The 21,298-nt window shown below is 39.1% G+C and carries 10 protein-coding genes; 2 read left to right on the top strand and 8 right to left on the bottom strand.

Features of this window, described 5'->3' with window-relative positions; genetic code table 11:
* Window positions 1-11 precede the first annotated feature (11 nt).
* The 3 genes from MM239_RS13635 to MM239_RS13625 form a co-directional block, all read right to left on the bottom strand.
* On the bottom strand, window positions 12-3,260 hold the full coding sequence (locus MM239_RS13635) for a SusC/RagA family TonB-linked outer membrane protein (RefSeq protein ID WP_241348802.1): 3,249 nt from the start codon (window positions 3,258-3,260) through the stop codon (window positions 12-14).
* Window positions 3,261-3,333: 73 nt separating this feature from the next.
* Window positions 3,334-4,323, bottom strand: a complete 990-nt coding sequence (locus MM239_RS13630) for a FecR family protein (RefSeq protein WP_241348801.1) — start codon at window positions 4,321-4,323, stop codon at window positions 3,334-3,336.
* 155 nt (window positions 4,324-4,478) lie between these two features.
* A complete protein-coding gene (locus MM239_RS13625; protein WP_241348800.1) occupies window positions 4,479-5,018 on the bottom strand; it encodes an RNA polymerase sigma-70 factor in 540 nt (179 codons plus the stop codon).
* A 377-nt stretch (window positions 5,019-5,395) separates the two neighbouring features.
* Between MM239_RS13625 and MM239_RS13620 the strand changes: the two genes are divergently transcribed.
* Window positions 5,396-8,470 (top strand): SusC/RagA family TonB-linked outer membrane protein, encoded by a 3,075-nt coding sequence (locus tag MM239_RS13620; RefSeq protein ID WP_241348799.1) that lies wholly within the window; start codon window positions 5,396-5,398, stop codon window positions 8,468-8,470.
* Between the two features lie 23 nt (window positions 8,471-8,493).
* Complete coding sequence (locus MM239_RS13615; RefSeq protein WP_241348798.1) at window positions 8,494-10,320, top strand: RagB/SusD family nutrient uptake outer membrane protein; 1,827 nt, start codon at window positions 8,494-8,496, stop codon at window positions 10,318-10,320.
* A gap of 175 nt (window positions 10,321-10,495) precedes the next feature.
* Here MM239_RS13615 and MM239_RS13610 read toward each other — a convergent pair whose 3' ends face one another.
* The 5 genes from MM239_RS13610 to MM239_RS13590 form a co-directional block, all read right to left on the bottom strand.
* Window positions 10,496-11,539 (bottom strand): glycoside hydrolase family 43 protein, encoded by a 1,044-nt coding sequence (locus MM239_RS13610; RefSeq protein WP_241348797.1) that lies wholly within the window; start codon window positions 11,537-11,539, stop codon window positions 10,496-10,498.
* A gap of 21 nt (window positions 11,540-11,560) precedes the next feature.
* On the bottom strand, window positions 11,561-13,876 hold the full coding sequence (locus MM239_RS13605) for a GH92 family glycosyl hydrolase (RefSeq protein WP_241348796.1): 2,316 nt from the start codon (window positions 13,874-13,876) through the stop codon (window positions 11,561-11,563).
* Between the two features lie 194 nt (window positions 13,877-14,070).
* Window positions 14,071-16,389 carry a GH92 family glycosyl hydrolase gene (locus tag MM239_RS13600; RefSeq protein ID WP_262918663.1) on the bottom strand — a complete coding sequence of 773 codons (2,319 nt, stop codon included), beginning with the start codon at window positions 16,387-16,389 and terminating at the stop codon, window positions 14,071-14,073.
* A 142-nt stretch (window positions 16,390-16,531) separates the two neighbouring features.
* Window positions 16,532-18,037 (bottom strand): RagB/SusD family nutrient uptake outer membrane protein, encoded by a 1,506-nt coding sequence (locus MM239_RS13595; protein ID WP_241348795.1) that lies wholly within the window; start codon window positions 18,035-18,037, stop codon window positions 16,532-16,534.
* 23 nt (window positions 18,038-18,060) lie between these two features.
* On the bottom strand, window positions 18,061-21,210 hold the full coding sequence (locus MM239_RS13590; protein ID WP_241348794.1) for a SusC/RagA family TonB-linked outer membrane protein: 3,150 nt from the start codon (window positions 21,208-21,210) through the stop codon (window positions 18,061-18,063).
* Between the last annotated feature and the right edge of the window lie 88 nt (window positions 21,211-21,298).

Genomic DNA, 21,298 nt, shown 5'->3' with positions numbered 1-21,298 from the left:
GATTTTTTTATTTAAAATCCTAGTTCAATCCCTACTAAGAATGTTCTATAATTCGGCATGTCGTGATTCCTGGCACCTTCAGGATCTAATCCAGGGAATTGTGTGAAAGTGAATGGGTTTTGTACCCCTCCATATACTCTAGCACGACTAATTTTTATTCTTTCAGCTTTTTCGGCTGGAAGGCTATAACCAAGCGTGATATTTCTCACCCTTACAAAACTGGCATCAAAATATCCCATAGGGGTTGAATAATCATGTCCTCTCACTCTGGGTCTAGGAAACTCGTTGCTAGGGTTTTCAGGAGTCCAATAACTTATATTTCTAGAGTTAAGGTTATAGCCTCTTCTTAGGTTTATCATTCCTCCTAAAGACGTCCCCCCAGCCTCACTAAATATGGTAATGCCTTGAGTAGTGTAGACAAAGAATGCCAGGTCAAAATTTTTGTAATACATCCTGTTGTTTATACTACCTGTCCAAGAGGGGACATCAGAACCTAAAATCACTCTATCGGCAGCGTCAATCCTTCCATCGTTATTGATGTCTCTCAATTTGATATCACCTGGCTCATGTCCAAATTCCGCCGCTAAGGACCTTTCACTTTCTTGCCAGATACCTTCAAACTCCCAATCGAAATAGACATTTATAGGCTGACCAATAAACCACCTGTTTCCTGGATCATCTTCTTTGCCACCGTACAATTCAGTAATTTGGTTCTTATTGGTATGAAAAATAATATCTGTAGACCACCTGAATCCGCCAGGTCTATTTGATTCAAAATTGACTACGCTTAAGTTGAATTCAAATCCTCTGTTGCGCGTGGCTCCAACGTTTTCTAAAACACTTACAAACCCAGATGTTGGAGGAAGTTGGCGATTCATCAATAGGTCAAGCGTATTTTGTTGATATACTCCAATGGTTCCAGCAATTCTTCCAGAGAATAATCCAAAGTCAATACCTAGATCAACTTGTCTTGTTCTTTCCCATCTTAAGGCACTGTTTGCTAATTCTGCACTTTGAAATCCAAAAACTGATTGATCTCCGAAGGCATAGCCTACTCTTTGAACCCTACCTTGAGTCTGGTAAGGATTTATCCCCGTGTTCCCAACTTCTCCATAACTCATTCTAAGTTTTAATTCATCAATCTTACTCTGCGATTTAAAGAAGTCTTCCTGATCGATCAACCAAGCAAATGCTGCCGATGGAAATAGCCCGTATTTATTACCTTCAGCAAGTCTGGAAGATCCATCTACACGACCTGTTAGGGTAAACAAATATTTATTCATCAAGGAGTAGTTCAACCTTAACATGTAAGATTCAAGCTGCCATTCATTGAGAAACGAACTTCTCGCAGTGGTCTCTTCTGCAGTGCCTATGTTGTGATACCTTTGTTGTTCAAATGGGAGTCCACGAACAGATATTGAGGCACCAGTTTCTGTGTAAGATTGCACACTGTATAGTCCAGTTGCTTTTATTTTATGATTTTCTCCAAAAGATTTGTCAAAATTTACAATGTTCTCAAACAAAATATTATTGGACTTTGAGTTGCTTACACTTGCCGTTGAAGTTTGCCATGTATGTGTGCCACGGTCATAAAATGTTAGGTCAGGTGCAAAGTTAAATCGGTAACTAAGCCCATCCACAACATCAATTTCCCCAAAGAGGTTTGAGACAACTCTGGTTCTATCCCTCCTGTCTATAAAAAGATTTCTGTCTAATGCCAATGTGGGGAAATTTTCTCCTACAGCGAACTCGCTACCAAGTGCGCCTTCGGCTCTTGCTGGCCAATCTAAAGGGCTCCGTAGTACCAGTTCTCTAAAATCGCCACCTCTATGTTCAACACTTCTGGTAACTTGAGCTGATACTCCTGCTCTTACGCTTTTCGAAACATCTTGGTCGAGATTTACTCTTCCTACAAACCTTGAAAAATCATTGTTTGAGACTATTGCTTTATGGTCTAAGTAAGTTCCAGAAATAGCATATCTTGTGTCTTCTGTTCCTCCTCTTACACTTAACTGATGATTTTGTTGAAAACCAGTTTGAAAAGCTTCTTTTTGCCAATCAGTATCTACTCCTCTCTGGATGGCTTCAAGCTCCCAATCTAGAAAAAGTGTCTCGTCTGTCGTATAAGTTCCCTGATGTCTAGCTGCTTCTCTGTTCATTTCAATATATTGATCTGCTGACATCAAGTCCACTCTGTTAGACATATTTTGAACTCCATAGAATGCACTGTATTCTATTTGTGTTCCACCACTGTAACCTCTTCTTGTCGTGACTAGGATCACGCCATTTGATCCTCTTGATCCGTAAATTGCAGTAGCTGATGCATCTTTTAATACTTCAATAGACTCGATATCTGAAGGGTTGATATCCATCAAATTGCCATCTATAGGTACTCCATCCATTACGATGAGCGGATCATTTCCTGCCACAAGGGATCTGGAACCCCTTATCCTTACTGTTGCCCCGGCGCCGGGTCTATAGCTGTCAGCAACTACATCTACCCCTGCTGCTTTTCCTTGTAATATCCCTTCAAAGGAGTAAATAGGCTCTGCTATAATGTCCTTTCTTGATATGGAGGAAATTGAACCTGTAAGTTCTCTACGTTCAACTGAACCATACCCCACTACAACAAACTCCTCTAATGAAGTTTCATCGTCTGACATAGTTACTTGAATGTTTGTTCGATTACCCACTTCTACACGAATAGATTTATACCCAATAAATGATACAACCAATGATCCGCCTGGTGGGACTTCCAAAGAAAAGTTCCCCTCAGAATCTGTAACCGTTCCTAAAGAACTACCCTCAACAATTATCGTCGCTCCAGGAATTGGTTCTCCGGAAGTATCCATCACTTTACCTGTTATCAATTCTAGCGCTGCTTGCTTTGCATCACTATCTTTAAAATTGTTGTGTACAGATATTGTGTGATTGATTTGCTTGAATTTAAGGTTAAGCTGCCCACTTACTATCTCTAAAGTTTGTTCTAGATTTATATGGGCTTTAGGCATTTCTAATTGCTTACTTAAATCAATAGACTCTTCGTATACAAATCTGAAATCGGATTCGCGTTCAATTTTCCCAATTAAGGATTTTAAATTGATCGATTGTTCTCTAAATACCAGTTTGGTATTTTTTAACTCTTGATCCTCAGTATTGAATGCCCAGACTACGCCACTTCCCAAATAGAATAGGGTGCTGACGATGATAGTGTGCATAGTAATCTTCATAAAAAGATTCGTAAGTATCTTTTTTTTCATATTTTTGTTAAGATTGGTTTTTCAAATTTTCCTTGATTGCTGATCATTTTAGGGTGTAGCTACGGCAATAGCTTCACCCTTTACATTTTCCTTGTTTTACTTTTAATTTTTTCCCATTAAGCTCATAGTTTATTTCAGTTGCGTATTTTATAGATTCTAGTATTTCCTTTAAAGTAACTTTAGTGTAACTCCCTGTTACCTTGCAATCTGTATTGACTTGACTGAAATCTGTTTCCTCTAGCCCATACCAGCCTGCAAGTGTTTCCAGTACCTCCAAAATCGGCTTGTTCTCAAAATATAATACACCATTAACCCAACCAAATGTGGTTTTTGGATCAATTTGATTGACTTTACTTAGTCCGTCAGTAAGAGAATATTCTACAGCTTCTGAAGCATTAAGGGTTTTACTCTTGATATTTTGGTTATGGTCTTGGGATTTTGAGGTGACTTTTACTTTACCTTGGTTAACGGCAATCTTTTCATTTGCAGCACCATGTGTTTTGATGCTGAATGTGGTGCCTAACACTTCTGTAATAGTTAAATCTGTAAAAACTCTAAATGGCTTAAGGCTGTCAGACATTACTTCGAAGAATGCTTCACCAGATAGAAATACAATTCTTTCTTTTGCAAAATTTTGACGGATACTCAAAGTGCTTTTTCCATTTAATAGAACTTTTGATCCATCAGATAGAATAACTTGCTTTCTCATTCCATTTTCATTCTCGATTTTTCTAAAACCTAGGTTGTAATCATTAGTGCCTGCTTCTTGAGTTTGAATTGAATTGCTTAGTAAATACATCATCATCGAAATGCACACTATTGAGGCGGCAACCTTAATCCAAAATGGAATTTTTGGATTGCTTCCAAAAAGCTTTTTTTCTACTTTTTTGAAAGCCCTTTTTTTATTGAGCTTTTTTTCAATCGATCCCTTATAGATCACCTTATCACCTTGTTGTTCATACCAATGATCAAGAATTTCTTTTTCCTTTAGATCTAATTTACCTCTAAGTGATTTAGCGATAAGGATTTGTATAGCTTTTTGACGTTCAAATTGATTTTTCATTTCATTATCTTGACATAATGAAGTGTCCTTCAAGCACAGTTCTTACCTCGAAATTCGATTATCAAAAAGTTATGAAAATAAAAAGGTGTTAATGATTCTGTAATGTATTCAGGTAAAATAATGAAGTATTTCACGCTTAGTGTGTAAAAAGTGAATCAAAGTAAAAGAAGGTGGTGTTTTAGCTCAGCTCTTAAAAACCTTAAAGTTTGGTACATTTTGTTATGTACAGTCTGGGGTGCCAAGTTCAATTTTTCGGCTATTTCCATTGTAGTTAACTGCTGAAATCTGCTCAATCTAAAAACTTCTTGTTCTTTTAAAGGAAGTTTATCTAACAAATGATTTAACTCTTCATATAGTTCTTCAAAAGTTAAAATATCACCAGTTATAGCATAACTTAAATCATGGTGTTCTTTTAGTGAATCAGTTATTCGTGCCTGATCAATGTGTCTATAAACTTTGTATTTAACAGAACTGAGAAGATATCCTTTCAAACTACTTTGAATGTTAATTTTCTCTTTTTTTTGCCACAAGTCGATGAAAATGTCTTGTACGATATCCTCAGAAACATTCCAGTTTTCTACCCTAGCAAAAGCTTGTGTTACTAGTTGATTGTAATATTTATCAAATAATTTTTCAAAAGATTTTACATCTCCTTTTTTGATAAGCAAGAAAAGTGATTCATCCGAAAATTCCATTAGGTACACTGATTACAGAGACGCTAAAATTAATTTCAAATTTTCAAAATTAAATTAGAAACCCAATTATCAAATCATTAAATCAAGTTGTGCTTAAATGATCATGTTCTTTACTTTTCAGCGGATTCAATTTTCTGAAAAACTTAGTAATTGATCTTTGGTAGGATATTTTAAGGTCTCAATCTGATCGCAATGGAAGTAAGGACACGCCATTTTTTAAAATGTATTCTTTGTTGAATGCTGGTTGAAATGTTTTACGAAATCGATTGCGGACAAAATAACATTTTGCTAAATTAATTTAGCAATAACCATTTACATTGGGTGTGGAATCAAGCTAAAATTGATTCTATATGTCAAAACATTTAAACCCCAAATTTATGAAACAGAAATTTTACAGCAGGAGTTGGATATTGCTATTCCTGCTTCTCGTGTCTTCAACCTGGGCACTTGGACAACAGTCTACTGTTACAGGGACAGTATTCGATGAAACAGAACTGCCATTACCTGGAGTTACAGTAATGGTAAAGGGAACAACCAATGGGGTTGTTACAGACCTGGATGGTAAGTACCTTATCAATGTTCCAGAGGGAGCAACATTGACTTTTTCTTTTATTGGCTTTGATGTCATTGAAAGAGTAGTAGCAAACCAGTCGGTCTTGGATGTACATATGCAATCTAACACATCCGATCTTGAGGAAGTAGTAGTGATAGGTTATGGAACGGCGAAAAAGAGAGATATCACAGGTGCTGTATCGACAGTAAAGAATGATATGCTCAAAAACGAGAATCCGAATTCAGTACAAGACATTTTGAGAGGCAATGCAGCGGGACTAAACGTTGGATTAAACACGGATGCAAAAGGAGGAGGTTCTTTAGAAGTAAGAGGAAGAACTTCCTTAAATGCAGGAAATAGTCCTTTGCTGGTCGTGGATGGTGCAATTTACTACGGACAATTGGCTGATATTAATCCCAATGATATCGAAACCTTAGAAGTTTTAAAAGATGCAAGTGCAGCTGCTGTTTTTGGCGCTAAAGCAGCAAGTGGTGTTATATTAATCAATACAAAAAGAGGTAAAGAGGGTAGATCAATGATTAATATTAATTCCAACATTGGACTGGGAGTAAATTCAAGATTCCCTGAAGTGTATGGTCCAGAAGGCTTTATTTCATACAGGGAAGAGGTTCAAAAAAGTACTTTTGCTGGGGGAGGATTTGGAGAGCATCAGTTTTCGGATCCTAGAAATCTTCCAAGTCATATTTCTATGGACCAGTGGCTCGGATATGATGGGTCTGCAGGTGACCCTGTGGCTGTATGGCTGCAAAGGCTGAATTTACAGCCTAATGAGATTGAAAATTATTTCAATGGTCAGTCAGTGAACTGGTACGATAGGGTTTTTCAAGCGGGGTTGAGGCAAGATCATACCGTTAGTTTGTCAGGTAGCAAAGATGATTTTAAGTATTTCTGGTCATTGGGGTATTTGAACAACCAAGGTGTTGTGATAGGAGATGAGTTTAAAACTTTTAGGTCAAGGGTTAATTTAGAAGGAAAGGTTAATAAGTTCCTGACAGTAGGTATGAACACCCAATTTGCCAATAGAGATGAGAGCCAAGTGCCTGTTGGTTGGGGAGCTATTAGAACACTTTCCCCGTGGGGGACAGAATTTGAAGAAGATGGATCTTTGAAGTGGAGACCCAATAATGAGCAGAGTGGGGGAAAGCACCCTTCTTATGATAGAACATACATAGACAGGGTTCAAAGAGAGTTTACCATTAATTCCACGCTTTATGCAGCTCTTGATTTACCTTATGGGTTTTCTTTCAGGACTAATTTTACACCCAGGTTTGAGTTTTACGAGCGATATAATCATGAGTCAGCAGCACATGTTGAATGGGCAGAAAGAGGAGGTAATGCTTCTCGCCAACAACGTAAAGTTTATAATTGGCAAATTGATAATATCCTGACCTGGCAAAAACAGTTTGCGGAGAAACACGATTTTAACGTAACCTTATTGGCAAATGCAGAGCAGTTTCAAAGTTGGGATAATACCATGTCAAACAACGGTTTTGAACCTCATGACAGGTTAGGTTTTTCTAAGATTGATGCAGGTATCAACCCTTTAATTTCAAGCCATGACCAATATAGCACTGGAGATGCTTTGATGGGAAGATTAATATATAGCTATGATGGTAAGTATTCTACTACCATGTCTATAAGAAGGGATGGGTATTCCGCATTTGGTCAACTAAATCCTAGAGCTACTTTTTATTCTGCCGCTGTTGGTTGGTTGTTTTCAGATGAGAATTTTATAAACTTAGATTGGCTTGACTATGGTAAGTTGAGATTGTCTTGGGGCAGTAATGGAAATAGGGATATTGGAAGATATGATGCACTTTCAGATTTAGCCACTGGTAAATATTTTTACCAGAGACCGAATGGAGAGCTTTACTTTGTTAACCAGTTGTATGTTAATAGGATGGAAAATCCAAGGTTAAGATGGGAGAGAACACAAGCAATCAATATTGGTCTTGATTTTTCAATTTTGCAAAATAAGCTAGATGGTACAATTGAAGCTTATACCATGTCCACAACAGACTTATTGGTTCAGCGTAGCTTGCCAGATATTCTCGGATTCAGTTGGGTATATGATAATCTTGGTGAAGTCCAAAATCGAGGATTAGAATTGTCATTAACGTCTAGAAATATAAGTAGGAATAATTTTTCATGGACCTCTATTGGAAATTTCCAAATGAACAGAAACGTTATAAAAAGCCTTTATGGAGATTTGGATGAAAATGGAAATGAGCTTGATGATTTTGCTAATCAGTGGTTTATAGGTCAAGCAATTGACAGAATTTGGCATTATAAAACTGATGGAATTTGGCAAGTACATGAAGCGGCAGAGGCTGCTGAATATGGAGTAAGACCTGGGGATTATAAGGTCATCGACGTGGATGGAGATGGACAGTTTACAAATGCGGATCGTCAATTTCAAGGTTATACTCAGCCTAGGTTTAGAATTAGTTTGAGAAATGATTTTAGAATTTACAAAAACTTTGAAATTGGAGTGATGATGTACTCCTATTTGGGTCATATGGGATCATTTAATCAAATGAAAAATAGAGATGGCTTTTTAGATAGAACTAATGCATACATAACACCATACTGGACTGAAGAGAATCCTTCCAATGAATGGGCTAGACTCAATTCAAGCGAAGGTGGAGCCAGTGGATTTAATGTTTATAGATTGAGATCATTTGTAAGATTAGAGAATGTATCATTATCCTACACAGTACCTAAGAAAACACTTCAAAAATTCAAGATAGAAAACCTTAGGCTCTATGGGAATGTCCGAAATGTTGGAGTTTTTGCTCCAGAGTGGGGTTTTTGGGATCCTGAGAATTCTGGACCTGTACCAAGACTATTTACTATGGGAATTGACTTGACGCTTTAATCAAATCTAAAAAGAAGTTTATCATGAAGAACATATTTAAAATAAACCCAATAAAAAAAGTTGCAACATGCTTTTTACTAATATGCATGCTTGGTTGTAGTGAAGAATGGTTAGAACCGCGACCTTTATCATTTTATGCTCCTGAAAATACGTATGATGTCGCTAGTGGGTTATGGGGAGCTATAGTTGCTTGTGAGCGCAACATGAGGCATGAGTGGACTGGTGATAATCCACCCATTCATACTGAGATTGTTCTTACAGATATTGCAGTAGATGGTACTACAGATAAGTCAAGTCCACCGCAAGATTTGAATTTGATTCTTACACCAGATGCTCAATTGAACCATATAGATTATAATAAAATTGGCTGGTATTGGTTTGAAGGTTTCAAAGGTATCAAATACGCTAATGTGGTCATCTCAAGAATTGATGAACCTGAAGACTATCAGTCTGAAGCAGAAAGAAATCATATTTTGGGCACTGCATATTTTCATAGGGCATTGAGGTATTATAAGCTTACCCACCAATTTGGTGACGTTCCATTAATCTTAGAAGAAATTAGAGAGCCTAAATTGGATTTTTATTCCACCCAAAGAGAAGTAATCCTTAGGAAAATGAAGGAAGACTTAGAATTTGCTGAAGAATGGGTACCTGAAGTGATGGATAGAGGAAGAGTGCCTAAAGGTGCCATTCAACACCTTTTGACAAAAGTAAACCTAGCACTTGGTGAGTTTCAAGACGCGGCAGCTTCTGCGTCTAGGTTGATAGACGAAGGCCCATATAGCTTGATGAGAGATCGGTTTGGAGTGAATGCAAATGATCCAAATAGAAATGTAATTTGGGATCTCCATAGACCGGATAACAAATCAAGCAATATAAATACTGAAGCTATTTTATTGGTTATGGATAGAATTGATACTGATGGAAACTCTGGAGGTACTACATCCATGAGACAAGCTGTGCCTTTTTGGAGTGTAAACATTAATACTCCATCAGGAAACAGAGGAACTACTGATCTTGCAACAGACCCCATTGCTCAAGTGTTACAAATAGGTAGAGGAATAGGGAGAACTCGTGGCAATTGGTACTCAATGAATACTGTTTGGGATGATGAAAAAGACTTGAGACATGCTCCTGGAAATTGGATGAATATGGAGGATTTGGTGTATAATAATCCAGCTCTTCAGAATTCAGATCCTGATTATGGACAAAACTTACGTATGCGTAATGATGCTGGTGTTTTACTTACATCTGACTCAATTAGAAGTTGGTACTCTTGGCCTCATTATAAAGTATTCATTCCGGATCCTCAAAGAGTTCAACCTCAAGGGGGACATTCTGATTGGTATATTTTCCGACTGGCTGAGTCTTATTTATTAAGAGCAGAGGCTCACTACTGGTTAGATAACTTATCTGCTGCCGCTGATGATGTAAATCAAGTAAGAACTAGGGCAGGGTGTGATCCATATGGCGTGGAGGATATGAATCTGGAAACAATTTTGGATGAAAGGACTAGAGAGTTGTTCTATGAAGAACCTAGAAAAACTGAGCTTACTAGGGTTGCATATATTTATGCAAAGACTGGAAAACCAACAGCCTCTGGAAAAACTTATAACCTTGAAAACTTTTCTACTGACAACTATTTTTATGATAGGGTAATGGAAAAATCTGACTTCTATAACAAGGGTGTTAGGACAAGACATGGTAACTTATTTACAATGAGTCCTTTTCATGTGCTTTGGCCTGTGCCTGCCAACGCAATCAATACCAATACTCGTGGAAGAATAAACCAGAATATAGGTTACGCTGGAGCAGAGAGTAATATACCTCCTTTGACTACAATTGATTGATCTTTTAAATGAATTGATCATATTTTCAAGTTAAAAAAACAATTGCCCCCAAAGTTTTTATATGCATATAAAAGACTATGGGGGCAGTTTTTTTTCTTTGTGCAAAGATTTTTTAGTTTTTAATCCACGTTAAAATAAATGCCATGTTCAAGAAAAAATCTTCAATCCAAACACCTTACTTAGATATTGTGTGAGCCTTGACCCCTTCGAAGGTAAGTTTGATAGGATTGATTTTTCCTTGAGAATCAAATGTCATTGGTTCCAGGCATACTACCCTGTGGTTTTGGTCAGTTTCGGATAGTGGTCTTCTGTGATACACCATATAATAACTTTCTCCATCGGGATGAATCAAAACCGAATGGTGACCAGCTCCAGTGGCTACTTCTGGATCTTGTTCCAATATAACTCCTTGGCGTTCAAATGGCCCAAATGGACTGTCTGCTATGGCATAAGCTACTTTGTAACCTGGACCAGTCCAGCCTCCTTCCGACCACATAAAGTAATATTTGCCATCTTTTTTGAACATAAATGGACCTTCTACATAATTTTTCGGAGTTACCTCTTTATGTAAACTTCCATCTTCAAATGGTTCTAAACCTGTAAAATCCTCGTTCAGCTTTACCACATTACAATGTCCCCAACCTCCATAGTACATATAGTAGGTGTCATCGTCTTCTTTGAAGATAAACTGGTCTATAGGCTGGGCACCATCCCAAATCTCTTGAATCAATGGTTTGCCAATAAGGTCTTTATATGGGCCCTCAGGTTGTTCCGCAACCGCTACACCAATTCCACCAACTTCTCCTTCATGTACATCATTAGCTCCAAAGAAAAGGTAATATTTTCCATTCTTTTGGATTACACCAGGTGCCCACATCGCTTTTTCTGCCCACTTGACTTCTTGAGATGTGAGGATTCTTTCATGTTTTTGCCAATCGACTAGATTTTTGGAAGAAAAGGCGTCAAAATGAAGCTGCTTTTCATATGGAGCTGAATAGGTTGGGAAAATCCAGTAGTTATCATCATATATTATAGCTTCTGGATCAGCATACCATCCTTCTATGATTGGGTTTCCCGAGGTTCTGGTATCTTGACTTTCAACTTCCACCTCTTCGGTTTTATTTTTTTTTTCACAAGCTATGAGTAGAGATGAAGCAAGTGCGCAGGTCAAGCCATACTGCCATATGATTCGAGATGTTTTTAAGGTTTTTAGGGGCATGAGTTATAAAGTTTAGGGGTTTTATTTTGTCTTTTTTGGCTTCTTATCCATATGGAATTCTAAGACTCCACCAGAAGTAATGTCCGCATGATCTATAAAAGGCTCTTTTAGTTCTTTTCCATTGAGGTAAACTGCCTTTACAAATGGACGATCTGGCCCTTGATTTTTAGCAACTACTCTGAAGGTTTTTCCATTTGATAGTGGGAGAGAAGCAGTTTTGACCAATGGGCTGCCTAGTGCATATTCGGTAGCGCCAGGAGCTACTGGGTAGAAACCTAAAGCACTAAATACATACCATGCGCTCATCTGTCCAAAATCATCATTACCACCCAAGCCATCAGGGCTGTTTTGATACATGGTCTTTAAAATGTTTCGGATTTTATCCTGAGATTTTTGTGGTTGAGAAGTCCAGTTGTACAGGTAAACCACATGGTGTGAAGGCTCATTTCCATGTACATAGTTCCCGATGATGCCTTCACGGGTGATATCTTCTGTGTTTTCAAAATACTTATCAGGAAGCTCCATGGTGAACAAGGAGTCAAGCCTTTGAATAAACAATTCATTTCCTCCCATCATCTTGATGAGCGATTTCGGATCATGAGGTACATATAGACTGTAGTTCCATGAGTTGCCTTCTATAAAGCCTTGTCCATGGGTGTCAAGTGGGTCAAAAGAAGTACGGAAAGATCCATCTGATAGCTTAGGTCGTGTGAACCCTATAGATTCATCGTAGACATTCTTATAGCTTTCTGATCGATGATTATAGATTTGTGCGATTGAATCTTTTTTTAATTGAGTTGCCATTTGTGCGATAGCCCAATCATCATACGCATATTCTAGTGTTTTCGAAACTGATGAGCCGCTTTTATCTTCTGGAACATAGCCTAGCGCTACATAGTCGCCGATTCCATCGAAATAGTTTGTGTTTGAAGTATTGATGCTAGCTTGGAGTGCTTTCTCATGGTCAAAGCCTTTGACTCCTTTTGCCATGGCGTCAGCTATTACCGATACAGCATGATAGCCGATCATGCACCAATTTTCATTGGCATAGTGAGACCATATGGGTAGCATTCCATGTACACTTTGATCAGCATGGGCTAGCATAGAATTGATCATATCAGCATTTCTTTCTGGCTGTATGATGTTGAATAGGGGATGCAGCGCCCTGTAAGTATCCCAAAGTGAAAAGCTGGTGTAATTGGTGAATCCGTCGGCTTGATGTATGTTTTGGTCTAATCCTCTGTAGCTGCCATCTGCATCCATGTACACTGTGGGACCAAGAGATGCATGATACATACTCGTGTAAAAATTATACATGTCATCTGGATCGTCCATTTCTACAGTCACTTTGCGTAATTCTTGCTCCCATAATGCTTCACCCTCACGCTTCACTTGCTCAAAATCCCAATGGGGAATCTCTGCTTCCATATTAGCCAAAGCCCCTGCTGCACTTACTGGTGATATGGCCATCTTAGCAATCAATGGATCACTATTTTCTTCAAACTCAAAGTCGAAATAAGCTCTGATTTCTTTTCCTGCGATTTCGGGAAAGTTTTTTGATTGATCAAACCTGCCCCAAAACCCTCTATAAACTTGCTTTTCATCATACTTTTCATTTCCATAAGATTTGAAAGGTTTACTGAACTTTAAGGCAAAGTAGACTGTCCTTGTCCTGGCCCATCCTTGAGTTTGTCTATAGCCAGTGACTGTACTGTCGTTTTCTATTCTGATAAAAGTCCATACATTTTTCCCTTCAAAAGGGTAGATTCCTGCCTTCAGGTCAAGGATTACATGGCCTTGATCAGTTTTTGGAAAAGTGTATTTATGCATTCCTACTCTGGTGCTGCTCGTCAACTCTACATTGATATCGTAATCCTTCAAAAGTACCTGATAGTAGGCTGGTGATGCTGACTCTTCATCATGAGCATATCTTGACCTATAGCCATTGTCTGGCTGATCTGCTGTGCCGGGGTTTAGCCTTAGTTTTCCCACCGTAGGCATCATCAATAGATCACCCAAATCAGCATGTCCAGTACCACTAAAATGGGTGTGGCTGAATCCGACGATAGTAGGATCATCATATTGATATCCCGCGCAATACCGGTATACATCAGGGTTGTATTTTCCTTCGTATGCATAAGGTATGGTGTCCGTGTCAGGACTAAGTTGAATACTGCCAAATGGCACAGTAGCTCCAGGATAGGTGTGTCCCATTTTCGCCGTTCCGATAAATGGATCAACATACTTGATGAGCGAAAGCTTGTCTTCTTGAGCTTGTGCAAAAGCTGTGGTTAAAGTAAAGAAGCTAAGTAGTATAGAAACTTTTGTAATACTCATGGTGCTTGGGGATGGAGTAATAAAGGTAATTTTTTGAAGTCATATCGACAGTCTACAAGTGAGTTTTGTTCATGATCCGATCAAGAAAATCGCGAAACAAGTAATGCTCTTGAGACAAATAAAACATCACTATGTAAGAAAGTCTTTGACAGTTATTTCTACTGTCAAAGACTTTTGTGTACTAAATATCAAACTTATTTTTCTCTTGACATAGAGAAAGGTAGATCTGATTCCTTAACTCCTCTGTTTTTGTTTGGATTCTCATCCATTGTGAAGGAAATAGAAGCGCCATCCATCAAAGTTTGATGCTTGATGAAGTTTTTGGTGTATGCTTTTCCATCAAGCTTCATAGATTTTACATAGCGATTTCCATGATTATTATTTTCAGCATTGATATTGACTTTTTTTCCATTTTCAAGTTCTAAGGTTACAGATTTGAAAAGAGGGCTACCGATGATGTACTCATCTGTGGCTGGGCTGACAGGATAGAATCCGAGTGCTGAAAATACATACCAAGCCGAAGTCTGCCCATTGTCCTCATCCCCACAGTATCCATCAGGCGTAGGAAGATACATTTTATCCATTGTTTCCCTTGCCCAATATTGAGCTTTCCATGGTTCATTGGCATAATTGTAAAGGTAAATCATGTGCTGAATAGGCTGATTTCCGTGGGCATATTGTCCCATGTCAGCTACTTGCATTTCTCTTATCTCATGAATCACACCCCTGTAGTAACTCTCGTCAAACACTGGTGGTAAAGTGAAGACATTGTCAAGTTGCTCTACAAATCCTTTCTTGCCACCCATCAGGTCTATGAGACCTTGTATATCATGGAACACAGACCAGGTATAATGCCAGCTATTTCCTTCTGTAAATGCATCTCCCCATTTGAATGGATTGAAAGGAGCCATGAAGTTTCCGTCCTTCATCTTTCCTCTCATGAGTCTGGTTTCTGGGTCAAATAGGTTTTTGTAGTTTTGACTCCTTTTCTTGTAAAGGTCTACAACGTCCTTTGGCTTATTGAGTGCCTTGGCTAGCTGATAAATGGTGAAATCATTGTAAGCGTATTCTAAAGTTCTTGCAGCATTTTCTTTGATATTCACATCATAAGGAACGTAACCTAGCTCATTGTAATATGGTGCTCCCGCTCTGCCTACTGCTGTGAGTGGCCCTTCATTATTGGCACCATGGATTAGCGCCTCAAAAAGTGTCTCTACATCATAATCTGCCTGATTTTGCTTGCTTAATTTCAAGTAAGCATCAGCTACTACAGAGGCGGAGTTGTTACCTATCATTACATTTCTCAAACCAGGGCTAGCCCATTCAGGAAGCCATCCACTTTCTTTATAGGCATTGACCAATCCTTCTTGCATTTTTGCACTCAAGCTTGGGTACATCATGTTCAAGAATGGAAAAAGTGCCCTGAAAGTATCCCAGAATCCTGTGTCAGTAAACATATAGCCAGGAAGTACTTCACCATTGTATGGGCTGTAGTGCATCACATCCCCATTGGCATCTATTTCGTAGAATTTTCTTGGGAAAAGTAGTGTTCTATAGAGACTTGAATAGAAAGTTCTAAACTGATCTGGTGTACCACCACTGACTTTTACCCGTCCAAGCTCCTTATTCCATGACTGCTTACCGGCAGTTTTTACGGCTTCGAAATCTTGTTCACCTATTTCTTTCATGTTGATTTCAGCTTGCTCATAGCTGATAAAGGAAGAAGCTACTTTGGCATTTACTTTTTCTCCTTTTTGGGTTTTGAAGCCTATCACAGCACCAACATGATCAGCCTCTATTTCTAATTTCTCATCTAATGCTCCAGAGGAAAAAGTTTGATTGAAAGTGAACTCCTTGTCAAAGACAATTACAAAATAGTTTTTGAAGTTTTCTGGAACTCCACCACTGTTTCTTGTGGTGTAGCCTATGATTTTTCTTTCTTGAGGAATTACTTTTACATAGGATCCTCTGTCAAAGGCATCTACTAGCACGTAAGCACTGTCTGTTTCAGGAAAAGTAAACCTAAATCTGGCCGCCCTTTCAGTAGGGGTGATTTCAGTGGTGACATCATGGTCTGCCAAGTACACGCTATAGTAGTATGGTTTCACGATTTCAGCTTTGTGCGAAAACCAGCTAGCACGGTCATCTTCATTAACTTTGATTTTACCCGTCATGGGCATCAATGAAAATTGACCATAGTCGTTCATCCAAGGTGAGGGTTGGTGTGTTTGCTTAAATCCTCTGATCTTGTCTGCTCCATAGGTATACGCCCAGCCATTGCCCATCGGGCCAGTTTGGGGGGTCCAAAAATTCATACCCCATGGAAGGGCTATTGCTGGGTACACATTTCCATTGGAAAAACTAGGCTTTGAATCTGTTCCAATGAGCGGATTTACCCAATCTACTGGATCTTGTTCCAAAACGTGAAAATCTTGTCCCGACACCAAGTAGGGCAGCATGCTACTTACAAGAAGCATGCAATAAAGGCAGAAATTTAGAGGTTTAAACTGCATGTTGATTTTTGATTTATTGAGGTACTTTTGGTTTGTGAAAACAATTTGCTCATAGCAAAGGTACTTGAAAGACCTTTGCCATGAGCAGGTTTTATAGGTTTGGTTAAGTTGGTTCTTTTACATTTAGATTACCAATTTGACATTACCATTCAGGGTTTTGTGTTAGTTGGTTGTTGTTATCAATCTCTCTTTGAGGAATGGCAAAGAGCAGGTATTTTTCGCTAAGTGTCGGGCCATAGGAAAATGAATGTCCTGCAAAATCTTCAAAATTCCCAGAAGCTAAGTTTAGCACTTGCCTTCTTCGTATCATGTCAAACCATGTTTTGTTTTCAAATGCAAGCTCATGAAATCTTTCTTTCCAAATAGCTTCACGAGTAAGGGAGCTTGCATCAAATGGAGCTAGGTTTGCCCGATTCCTTATCGCATTGATAGCTTCTAAGGCATCAGTAGTCGCTCCATTTGCCTCAAATTCAGCTTCTGCAAAAGTCAGTAAAACATCGGCATACCTGATGAAAGTAAATCCAAGATCACTCTGAGCCGTGTTGAGTACTGCCTCTTCATCGAAATACTTATAAATGTAATGCGCCCCAAAAGAAACCTCCTGAGCGGGGTTGTTGATATTAGGGTAAGAAGTATAGTAGAAGCCTCTTTCTGCTACTCTAGCATCACCCTCTTCGTGGGTGTTGATAAAGGCAGCAGTGGGGTACATTACACCAAATTCATCTGAAAACTGTGAGATATTTCGACTTCGTGGCAAAAGCCAAGCTGTCATTCCGCTAGTGGCAAAGCCGATTAAGTATTGATTTTTGAAGATAATTTCACCGGACAATTGCATACTTGGATCACGCAGCTCGTCATAGGTAGCAAATAGGCTATAAGTATTTTGATCGATTACTTCTTTGGCTTTTTCTGCTGCCAAAGCATAGTAATTGTCTCCCGCCTGAAGTGGATATCCAGCCATCGTCAGGTAGACCTGTGCTAGGGTTGCTTTGATAGCGCCTTGACTTACCCTTCCATTTGTTGTACTTGCAGGAAGGTTGCTTTCTTCTGCAATTTGTAGGTCAGAGACGATGAGGTCATAGATGTCTGCAATAGGAGATCTGCTTGGATACAAAAGGTCAGAATCAGCATCCACAGGTACAGTGATTAAAGGAATATCACCAAAAAGTCTCACAAGGTTGAAGTAATGAAATGCCCGCATGAAATGTGCTTCAGCAATCAAGTTTTGCTGGGTGGTTTCATTCATTTGTATACTTGGAATCCTATCAATAGCCAGATTTGCATTGGCAATAGCTCTGTAAGATTGCTCCCACCATACATTGAAATAATTGTTTTCAGAATTGGTTGTGAGGTTTCTCAGCGTATTATTGAATTGACTTTGTCCCACTTCCGTATTTACCAGACCTGTAGGAAACTCCAAACTCATAAATGGGCTTTCACCATAGGTACCAGCCCCATCAGATACGAACCTGAGTGCACTATACAAGTGATTGATAGCTGCTTCTGCATGCTCTGGAGTTTGGAAATAGTTCTCTTGTGTGTAGTTGGATTCATTTCTTTCCTCAAGAAAATCAGTACAAGAAACACTCAGGAAAGTGCCTGTAAGAATCGCGAAGTATTTTATGTTATTATATATTGACTTTTTCATGTGATTTCTATTTTAAAGGGCATTTAAAATGATACATTAATACCTAGGGTGTAAGTAATTGGCTTTGGATAATCATAGAAGGTAATCCCTTGTGCAAATGCATCCCCATAGGTACTAACCTCTGGATCAAACCCTGTGTATTCGGTCAAAAGAAAAAAGTTCTGTACTGAAGCATAAACCCTCAGGTTTCTGATATGTAATCTTTCAAGCTTATCTTGAGAAAAATTGTATCCCAAAAGTAAGTTTCTTCCACGAATGAATGATCCATCTTCAACCATTCTGGAGTCAATATTTGATTGGAAATAGGAACGTGAAGGTCTGTTTTGCGCCACCATTGTTTCTTGGTTTTCAGGTGTCCATCCTTCTAGCACAGTGGCAAAACTGTTTGCTTGCCCTGTCCTATCTTCAGCAGCATGCTTGGCTAGGTTTAGGATTTCATTTCCATAGCTATATTGTATATCTATGGTCAAGTCAAAGTTCTTGTATTGAAAAGTATTGAATAATGCTCCAAAACCCTTTGGAATACCATTTCCTAAAATTTCTCTGTCACTATTATTGATCTGTCCGTCACCATTGACATCTCTATATTTGACATCTCCAGGGAGCATGCCATATACAGCTGCTTCATCCGCCTGGTCACTTCCCCATGTTCCTTCTCTCACCAAGCCATAGAATGAACCCACTGGTTCACCGACTCTTAGGATATTGGTGTTGGATAAGAAAAATGGTCCAGGAAAAATGTCATCATTTGCTGCTCCTAAAGCTAAGACCCTATTTCTATTTGTTGAGATATTGAAAGTAGTCGTCCAAGTGAAATCACGTGTCTCGATGTTTACCGTGTTGATGCTAAGTTCAATACCTTGGTTTTCTATACTACCAATGTTAGTATAGATGCTTGCAAATCCACTACTGGTAGGCACAGGAGCACTAAGAAGCATGTCAGAAGTCTTTTTGTAATAGTAATCAGCCTCTAGCATTACACGGTTATTGAACATTCCAAACTCCAGTCCGATGTCGAATTGAGCTGTTTTTTCCCATCTCAAATTTGGATTAGGAAGTGTGCCAAGTCCTACACCAGGAGCTCTTTGACCACCTATGATCGCTGTAGAGTTACCCATGCTAGCTAGGGATTGATATACTCCGATTTCAGAGTTACCAGTCACACCATAACTACTTCTTAATTTCAAGTCTGATATAGCAGTCACATCTTGCATGAACCCTTCATCAGCTACTCTCCATGCAAAGGCAGCGGAAGGGAAGAATGCATATTTGTTACCCGAACCAAACTTTGATGAACCATCTACACGACCTGTAAAGGTGAATAGGTATTTGCTCATCAGGTTATAATTGAACCTACCGAAGTAGGAATTCATCGCCCATTTATACCTGTCAGATTCTGGAGTTAAGGGGTCAGAGCCAAGTCCTAGGTTGTTGTACAAATAAAAGTCATCAGTAAACCCTCTGGTTCCCGCTCTACTGGTGAAGTAGTCAAACTGTTGCCAACTTATACCCAAAAGTCCGCTGATTGCGTGGTTTTCATTTAGCTCTTTTTCGTAATTTAGGTAATTTTCAAATTGCCAGTAATTAGTCCTAGTGTCTCTCACCCAAGCCTCTCCATTGTAATCAGCACTTAGCTGTCTGAGGTCTTTACCGGAATACCAGCTTTCTTTGAAATTATTGATATTGATACCAATATTACTTCTCAACTGTAAGTTATCGTTGAATTTGATAGCACTATGCACATCACCAAGCACTGTTTGGGTATTGTGTATATTCTGTCTGTTTCTAAGAAGGTTGACAGGGTTTTCACCACCCTCCATATTTGGATAGTCGATGTTGCTTCCGTAGGTCCCATCTGCATACTGTACAGGAATGATAGGAAGTGTCTCGATCATCATCCTCAAGGGACTTAATCCACCAACTGATCCATCGACTCTGTTTTCTTCGATATGATTGAATGTCAAACTGCCACCTACATCTAACCAATCTTTTACTTTGCCATCCATTACAAACCTACCAGAGTACCTTTTTAGGTATGACTCTAGGACGATCCCCTGCTCATCTGCATAGTTCATAAATAGACCATAGGAAGTGTCTTCATCTCCACCAGTGAAGGATAGGGAATGGTTCTGACTGAAAGCTCTTCTGGTAGCCTCGTCTTGCCAATCTGTATTGTATAATGGGTTTCCATTGGCGTCAAATAGGTCTAGATTATCCCTGTAGTTCATAGGGTCTTCATACCTACCTGCAGCCCATCCATCTGGATCAAATTTTTGGGAGTTGTTGTAAGCGTTTTGCTCAACTTGCAAGAATTGTTCTGAGTTCAAAACGTCGATTTTGTTAGCAATCTCTCCCATACTGTAAAAACTGCTGTAATTGACTTGACCACCGTCTTTGCTACCTCTTTTGGTAGTGACGATGATTACCCCATTGGCACCTCTTGCTCCATAAATTGCAGTTGCAGAGGCATCTTTGAGCACTTCCATGGAGGCGATATCATTTGGGTTCAGGTAGTTGATAGGTCCTGCGCCGATTACCCCATCTACTACGTAAAGTGGGCTGTTACTCGCATTGACAGAGTTGTTACCTCTGATTCTGATATTGGTATTACCCCCAGGTCTCCCAGAGTTAGTAGATACATTGACACCCGGAGCCCTACCGGCAAGGGCTTGCTCTACATTGGTCACAGGTCTTTCTTGAAGACTAGTAGAACTCACAGAAGAAACAGCACCTGTGAGATCAGATTTTTTTTGTGATCCATATCCAATCACGACAACTTCCTCAAGGGATTGTTCATCGCCTTGCATTTCTACATTGATAGTGGATTGTTCTCCTACACGCCTCTCAATTTGTCTCATGCCCATGAAGCTAAATACTAAAACAGATGAGTTATTGCGTACATTGATTTCGTAGTTTCCATCAATGTCAGTGACAGTTCCATTGTCTGTACCTTTTTCTACTATGGTGACTCCAGGAATTCCATCCCCAAGATCATCTGTTACTTTTCCAGTGATCGCTGTGCTAGCAGCTTGTCGTGCTGTAGCCATCATTGGATTCATGAGGGTGCAAAACAAGACAAATGCTAAGAGAATTGATAAGGGATTCGGCCTGAAAAGTTTCCCCGAGTTTTGGGTAAACTTCCTGGGTGATTTGGGTAAAAGGTTGTTTTTCATTGGGTTTTAAATTTGGTAATTATTGAATAATAGCTGGGAGTTTCCCATGCTTCTTCGTTGGAAAAAGAAGCAATCCAAAGCTAAATGC

Origin of the sequence: Belliella filtrata (genome assembly GCF_022549775.1) — a bacterium.
Taxonomy (GTDB): Bacteria; Bacteroidota; Bacteroidia; order Cytophagales; family Cyclobacteriaceae; genus Belliella; species Belliella filtrata.
Note: the sequence above shows the minus strand (reverse complement) of the source record. Positions and strands in the feature narration are given on the sequence as shown.

Coding starts and splice junctions, on each gene's coding strand:
- MM239_RS13635 (WP_241348802.1), bottom strand. CDS start 3,260: ATGAAAAAAAAGATACTTACGAATCTTTTTATGAAGATTACTATGCAC.
- MM239_RS13630 (WP_241348801.1), bottom strand. CDS start 4,323: ATGAAAAATCAATTTGAACGTCAAAAAGCTATACAAATCCTTATCGCT.
- MM239_RS13625 (WP_241348800.1), bottom strand. CDS start 5,018: ATGGAATTTTCGGATGAATCACTTTTCTTGCTTATCAAAAAAGGAGAT.
- MM239_RS13620 (WP_241348799.1), top strand. CDS start 5,396: ATGAAACAGAAATTTTACAGCAGGAGTTGGATATTGCTATTCCTGCTT.
- MM239_RS13615 (WP_241348798.1), top strand. CDS start 8,494: ATGAAGAACATATTTAAAATAAACCCAATAAAAAAAGTTGCAACATGC.
- MM239_RS13610 (WP_241348797.1), bottom strand. CDS start 11,539: ATGCCCCTAAAAACCTTAAAAACATCTCGAATCATATGGCAGTATGGC.
- MM239_RS13605 (WP_241348796.1), bottom strand. CDS start 13,876: ATGAGTATTACAAAAGTTTCTATACTACTTAGCTTCTTTACTTTAACC.
- MM239_RS13600 (WP_262918663.1), bottom strand. CDS start 16,389: ATGCAGTTTAAACCTCTAAATTTCTGCCTTTATTGCATGCTTCTTGTA.
- MM239_RS13595 (WP_241348795.1), bottom strand. CDS start 18,037: ATGAAAAAGTCAATATATAATAACATAAAATACTTCGCGATTCTTACA.
- MM239_RS13590 (WP_241348794.1), bottom strand. CDS start 21,210: ATGAAAAACAACCTTTTACCCAAATCACCCAGGAAGTTTACCCAAAAC.